Source organism: Mesorhizobium sp. M7A.F.Ca.ET.027.02.1.1, from assembly GCF_004022985.1.
Classification (GTDB): Bacteria; Pseudomonadota; Alphaproteobacteria; order Rhizobiales; family Rhizobiaceae; genus Mesorhizobium.
Genome location: NZ_RZOL01000409.1, coordinates 1 through 5,444 on the forward strand (window position 1 = coordinate 1; position 5,444 = coordinate 5,444).

The window sequence follows — 5,444 nt, forward strand, 5'->3', positions numbered from 1 at the left end:
CGCCAGAGCAGCGACACGTCGCGCACCAAAAGCTCGCCGAACAGGCCGGCACTTTGCAGCGGCGCGGTCAGCGCGTTCCAGGCCGCGACGAAGGCCGGCGCGCCGGCAAAGGCGATCCAGAACAGCAGCACCAGGATTGGCACGCCGCGGATGATCTCGACATAGAAGCGCGCGATCTGGCGCAGCCAGCGCGAACCGGACATTCCCATCAGCGCGATGCCGAGCCCAATGGCCGAGGCCAGCACGAAGGCGATCACGGTGACGAAGATGGTGACGCCGATGCCCTTGGCGACCGTGGCGAACACCTGGGCATAGAGGTTGCTGGTGGCGACGAAGACGGCCACCGCGATCGCGAGGGCTGCGGCAACGACAAGCCACCAGGGGAAGTCGGCTTTGGACGAAGAGGAAGGCGTTGCCATCAGGCGATGCCGGCCAAGCAGACGTGGGGGCAGAGGAGGGCGTTCAAGCGCGAAGTCAGCGGGAAATCACTGCCCCATCTTGTAATCAAGAAACCATTTCTTGTTTAGCGCATCGAACGTCCCGTCCGCCTTCAACGCAGCGATTGCCGCGTTGATCGGCTTCACCAGGTCGGAACCCTTGGGGAAAATGAAACCGAAATCCTCGGTGCCGAGCGGCCCGCCGATCAGTTTCAGTTTGCCCTCGGAGGCGTCGACATAGCCTTTGCCAGCGGTGCCATCGGTCAAAACGACATCGACGTCACCGGACTTCAGTGCCTGCACGGTCGCGCCGAAGGTTTCGAACAGTTTGATGCGCGGGTTCTGCTCATTGCCGTCGAGCACGCTATAGACGGCGGTGTAGAAGGGCGTGGTGCCGGCCTGCGCGCCGATCAGCCCGTCCTTGAAGTCGCCGAAGGTCTTGGCGTCAGTGAAGCGGCTCTCATCGCCGCGCACCAGCATGAACTGTTCCGAGCGCATATAGGGGTCGGAGAAATCGACCTTCTCCTTGCGATCGTCCTTGATGGTGATGCCGGTCATGCCAATGTTGTACTGGTTGTCGGAAACCGCCTGGATCATCGCGTCCCAGGAGGTGTTCTGGTATTCGACGGCAAAATTCAGCCGCTTGGCGATCTCGTTCATCGCGTCATACTCCCAGCCGATCTGCTTGCCGGTCTTGGCATCGATGAACTGCAGCGGCGGATAGGCGTTTTCGGTCACAACCACCACCTTTTTGCCGCCGAGGTCGGGCAGCGCCTGCGCAAAGGCGGCAACGGGCGTCAGGACGAGGGCAAGCAGGCCTGCCAGCAGCAGTTTCGATTTGGTCATGACACACTCCCCGGAAATTGACGGACCCGGACATGGCCGGGCTTGCAGGAAAATACGGCGCCGACTTTAGCTTTCCGCAAGCGTCATGCAAGACGGTCCGCTGCGTCAGGATGCGCGAAAGCGGATTCCAGTGCCTTCATTTCCGGGATTCAGGAATGAACGGTGTCGCGGCAGCGATCAGCTCCGCTTCGCGATGCCGGCATCTGCCTTGCGCAAGCCGGAGACGAACCGCGTCAGCGTGCGGTGCAGGGATTTCAACTCGTCGGCATCCAGCGGCAGGTTGCAAAGCATCGCCGCCGGCACGCTTTTAGCCTGCTCACGCAACGCTTGGCCCTTCGCTGTCGGCTCGACCATAACCCGGCGCTCGTCGGCGGGGTCGCGCCGGCGTGTGACCAGTCCGCCAGCCTCCATCCGCTTGAGCAGCGGCGTCAGCGTCGCGGAATCCAGGCCAAGCGCTTCGCCAAGCTCGCCAACCGTGCTTGGAGCTCGTTCCCACAGCGCCAACATGGCCAGATATTGCGGATAGGTCAGGCCGAGCGGATCGAGCAGCGGGCGGTAGAGCTTCGTCATCAGCCCGCTTGCCGAATAGAGCGCGAAGCACAGCTGCTGGTCGAGCCGCGGAACGTGAAACGTCCCGGTGGCCTCCGCCGGGACGTCGCTGGTGCTCCTTGTCGTCTTTTCCGTCATGCCGCCTTTACCGAAAGCGCTACGTCGACATTGCCCCTGATGGCGTTGGAATAGGGGCAGATCTTGTGCGCCTCCGATACAAGCGCTTCCGCCGCCGCCTGATCAAGGCCTTTCGTTTCCGCCGCGAGCGCGACGCCGAGCTTAAAGCCTTCGCCATTGGGAAGCAGGCTGACGGTGGAGGTTACCCCGGCATCCGTCAGCGACAGCTTCTGTTTGCGCGCGACGAAGCGGATGGCGCTTTCGAAGCAGGCGGCATAGCCGATTGCGAACAGTTGCTCAGGATTGGTGGCGCCCCCCGGCCCGCCGAGCTCCTTGGGCATTGCCAGATCGACCTTGAGCAGACCGTCGCTGGTCTCGCCGTGGCCGGCGCGGCCGCCGGTGACGTGAGCCTGTGTGGTGTAGAGTGCCATATCAAATCTCCAATTACCTTGTGCACGATTATTTAGTGCACAAGATAATGCGCCGTCAACAGCCGGCTCCTGTGTCTGGCGCTGAAAGCGTTCACAGTCCGGTGAAACGAAAAAGGCGGCCGAAGCCGCCTTTTTGAATGGGATGTCCGAAAACCTTATTCGGCGGGGGTCGCTTCCGCGGCGGCCTTGGCTGCTGCTTCGGCTTCGGCGGCGGCCTTCTTCTCGGCGGCGTCCTGGGCGGCCTTCTCGACGGCCAGGGCCTCGGCTGCTGCCACCTTCTCGGCCTCGATGCGGGCCTTCTCGGCGTTCAGCGCATCGCGCTCCTCATCATTCAGCTTGCGGGCGCGCACGCCGGTGTTTTCCGAAATACGGGCCGATTTGCCGCGACGATCGCGCAGGTAATAGAGCTTGGCGCGACGCACCTTGCCGCGGCGAACGATCTCGACGCCTTCAACCATCGGCGAGTAGACCGGGAACACGCGCTCGACGCCTTCGCCGTAGGAAATCTTGCGAACCGTGAAGTTCTCCTGGAAGCCGGCGCCGGCGCGGGCGATGACGACGCCCTCATAGGCCTGGACGCGGGTGCGGGTGCCTTCGGTCACGCGGACCTGGACGCGCACGGTGTCGCCGGGCTGGAATTCGGGAAGCTTGCGCTTGGCTTCGATCTTGGCGGCCTGTTCGGCCTCGAGCTGACGGAGAATATCCATCTCAAAAGTCCACTTCTTGTTCTTCCGACAGTCAGAGCGTCCGACACTCGCCTTGCAGTTCCATTGACCGCTTGGCTATGCCTTTTGTCTCCAAGACATTTGTCTTTGAAACATCAGGCAGGGGCGACTACACCGTCATTGTTGACGGGTCCGGCAGATTCTTTCTGGCCGGTACGGGCGGGCACATACAGCTATTTCGCCGCTTTGTCACGCCTTGGCAGCGCATTTTCTGCTCGCATGGCACCATCGTAATCCTGCCGTGCCGGGTTGCGCCGGTCGTTCAGGCTTTCTAAGCCTGAAATAACACAGTTTTGAGCGGCCGCAATTCATGTCTGTCTTCGATGCCATCCTGCTGTTTCTGGCGGGCTTTCTGTCAGGCGCCGCCAATGCGGTCGCCGGTGGCGGCACCTTCATCACCTTCGGCGCCATGACGCTGGTCGGCCTGCCGCCGATCGTCGCCAACGCCACCTCCTCGGTGACGCAATTTCCAGGCTACATAACCTCGACCCTCGCCTACTCGGCCGATATCAGGCATTTCTGGCGCGGCGCGCTGCTGCTGTGCCTGATTTCGGCCGTGGGTGCACTGGCCGGCGCGCTGATCCTTTTGGCGCTCGACAATCCGTCGTTTCGCGCTCTGGTGCCGTGGCTGCTCTTGGCCGCGACAGCCCTGTTCGCAGCCGGCCCCTGGCTGAAACCAGTGCCGAAGCCCGGTCATGAAGCGGCGGTGGGCTCGCTCGCCGGCTCCCTGGCGCAGTTTCTCACCGCCATCTATGGCGGCTTCTTCGGCGCCGGCATGGGCGTGATGATGCTGGCGACGCTCGGCCTCACCCAGGCCGGCGACTATCACCGGCTGAACGCGCTGAAGAACATGCTGGCCATGGTCATCGCGGCGGTCGCTATCGTCGTCTTCGTCTCGGGCGGCGTCGTCGCCTGGCCGCAGGCGATCATCATGATCCCGGGCGGCGCGCTCGGCGGCTATGCCGGCGTCTGGACCGCCAAGCGCGTGCCGCAAAACGCGGTGCGCGGCTTTGTCGTCGCCGTCGGCCTGTTTTTGGCTTTCTACTATTTCACGAAAGGCTGAGCCGGGCCAAACTGCGAAGAACGCGTGCTGGTCGCTCTCCGCGCAATCGACTAACCAACACAAGTAAGAACGGGATTGTTCATCTGCTTTTGCCAATCCGGCCCGAGAGCGGCTTTTGCAGAAAGCGCACTCTCTGATCCAGGGTCTCCATCGTGGAACATCTTGATTGCGAATGATTGCCCGTGATGTCCAATAACCATTGGCATACCTGGCTGATAAGTTGTTGTCGCATTCACCATCGATCCGCTGACGACGGCCGTCGTGTTATAGGTACCCGGACCTTGTACAACGGCAATGTTACTCTCGGAGGCACCGTTGAAAATCACATAGCTGTCGAAGCCGGCTTTGAGCGTGGCTATCGCAGCCTCCTTTGCCGCAACCTTCGATGCGCCGATGCCCCCACAAGCGGGCGCCGCGCTCGACTGAACTATAGCCGTATCGCGCGACGTCTGAACCGTGCTTGCCGAAGCGCAGCCCGCCAATACAGACATAGCCAAATAAACGAAGCTCTTTTGCATGAATCCCCCCAAATGCTTAGGGAGACTAGCGCTCAATTCTCACAGAAGTCGAGGCAGTCAAATAAGAGAATGGTCTCTTCTTCAAACACTGCTGGTCCTGCCACCTCTCAAAAGATCCGGACGCCGCTTTTTCGTCAATGCCTCCGACTCCGCCCGCCGCCAAGCGGCGATCTTCTTGTGATTGCCCGAGATCAGCACCTCGGGAATGTCACGGCCCTCGAACTCCTGCGGCCGCGTATAGTGCGGATGTTCGAGCAGGCCGTTTTCGAAACTCTCCTCCTCGCCCGACACCGCGTTGCCCATCACGCCGGGCAACAGCCGCACCACCGCATCGAGCAGCACGAGCGCTGCCGGCTCGCCACCGGAGAGGATGAAGTCACCGATGGAGACCTCCTCCAATCCCCGCGCGTCGATCACCCGCTGGTCGACGCCCTCGAAGCGGCCGCACAGGATGACGGCGCCTGGCCCAGCGGCCAGTTCGCGCACGCGCGCCTGGGTCAGCGGCTTGCCACGCGGGCTCATCAGCAGCCGTGGCCGCGCGTCGCCTTCCGGCGAAGCATGGTCGATGGCTTTCGCCAGCACGTCGGCGCGCATCACCATGCCGGCGCCGCCGCCGGCGGGCGTGTCGTCGACGGTGCGATGGCGGTCGGTGGCGAAGTCGCGGATCTGGATCGCCTCCAGCGACCACGTCCCGGCCTCCAGCGCCCGGCCGGCCAACGACAGGCCGAGCGCGCCGGGAAACATTTCGGGGTAAAGCG

8 protein-coding genes are annotated in these 5,444 nt (G+C 62.6%); 1 reads left to right on the plus strand and 7 read right to left on the minus strand.

All coding sequences use genetic code 11. The features are described 5' to 3' along the window. The 5 genes from EN749_RS29815 to rplS form a co-directional block, all read right to left on the minus strand. A partial coding sequence (locus tag EN749_RS29815) for an ABC transporter permease subunit (RefSeq protein ID WP_145991053.1) occupies positions 1–419 on the minus strand: 419 nt, incomplete at its 3' end. A 66-nt stretch (positions 420–485) separates the two neighbouring features. Beyond that, positions 486–1,283, minus strand: a complete 798-nt coding sequence (locus EN749_RS29820) for a transporter substrate-binding domain-containing protein (RefSeq protein WP_128288553.1) — start codon at positions 1,281–1,283, stop codon at positions 486–488. A 177-nt stretch (positions 1,284–1,460) separates the two neighbouring features. Beyond that, positions 1,461–1,970, minus strand: coding sequence for a MarR family transcriptional regulator (locus EN749_RS29825; protein WP_128364502.1), 510 nt, complete (start codon positions 1,968–1,970; stop codon positions 1,461–1,463). Next, positions 1,967–2,380 (minus strand): organic hydroperoxide resistance protein, encoded by a 414-nt coding sequence (locus EN749_RS29830; protein WP_127267363.1) that lies wholly within the window; start codon positions 2,378–2,380, stop codon positions 1,967–1,969. Before EN749_RS29830 ends, EN749_RS29825 begins: the two co-directional genes overlap by 4 nt. Before the next feature lie 155 nt (positions 2,381–2,535). Next, a complete protein-coding gene (gene rplS / locus EN749_RS29835; protein WP_013528861.1) occupies positions 2,536–3,087 on the minus strand; it encodes a 50S ribosomal protein L19 in 552 nt (183 codons plus the stop codon). 328 nt (positions 3,088–3,415) lie between these two features. Between rplS and EN749_RS29845 the strand changes: the two genes are divergently transcribed. Further along, positions 3,416–4,168, plus strand: a complete 753-nt coding sequence (locus EN749_RS29845; RefSeq protein ID WP_128364503.1) for a sulfite exporter TauE/SafE family protein — start codon at positions 3,416–3,418, stop codon at positions 4,166–4,168. 50 nt (positions 4,169–4,218) lie between these two features. Here EN749_RS29845 and EN749_RS29850 read toward each other — a convergent pair whose 3' ends face one another. Both EN749_RS29850 and trmD read right to left on the minus strand, forming a co-directional pair. Continuing rightward, a complete protein-coding gene (locus tag EN749_RS29850) occupies positions 4,219–4,686 on the minus strand; it encodes a hypothetical protein (protein WP_127808706.1) in 468 nt (155 codons plus the stop codon). An 81-nt stretch (positions 4,687–4,767) separates the two neighbouring features. Continuing rightward, positions 4,768–5,444: tRNA (guanosine(37)-N1)-methyltransferase TrmD (gene trmD / locus EN749_RS29855; RefSeq protein WP_128364504.1), on the minus strand; the 677-nt coding region annotated here is incomplete at its 5' end.

Bases quoted from the DNA above. Each gene is read 5' to 3' on its own strand.
- EN749_RS29820 (WP_128288553.1), bottom strand. From the start codon at position 1,283: ATGACCAAATCGAAACTGCTGCTGGCAGGCCTGCTTGCCCTCGTCCTG.
- EN749_RS29825 (WP_128364502.1), bottom strand. From the start codon at position 1,970: ATGACGGAAAAGACGACAAGGAGCACCAGCGACGTCCCGGCGGAGGCC.
- EN749_RS29830 (WP_127267363.1), bottom strand. From the start codon at position 2,380: ATGGCACTCTACACCACACAGGCTCACGTCACCGGCGGCCGCGCCGGC.
- rplS (WP_013528861.1), bottom strand. From the start codon at position 3,087: ATGGATATTCTCCGTCAGCTCGAGGCCGAACAGGCCGCCAAGATCGAA.
- EN749_RS29845 (WP_128364503.1), top strand. From the start codon at position 3,416: ATGTCTGTCTTCGATGCCATCCTGCTGTTTCTGGCGGGCTTTCTGTCA.
- EN749_RS29850 (WP_127808706.1), bottom strand. From the start codon at position 4,686: ATGCAAAAGAGCTTCGTTTATTTGGCTATGTCTGTATTGGCGGGCTGC.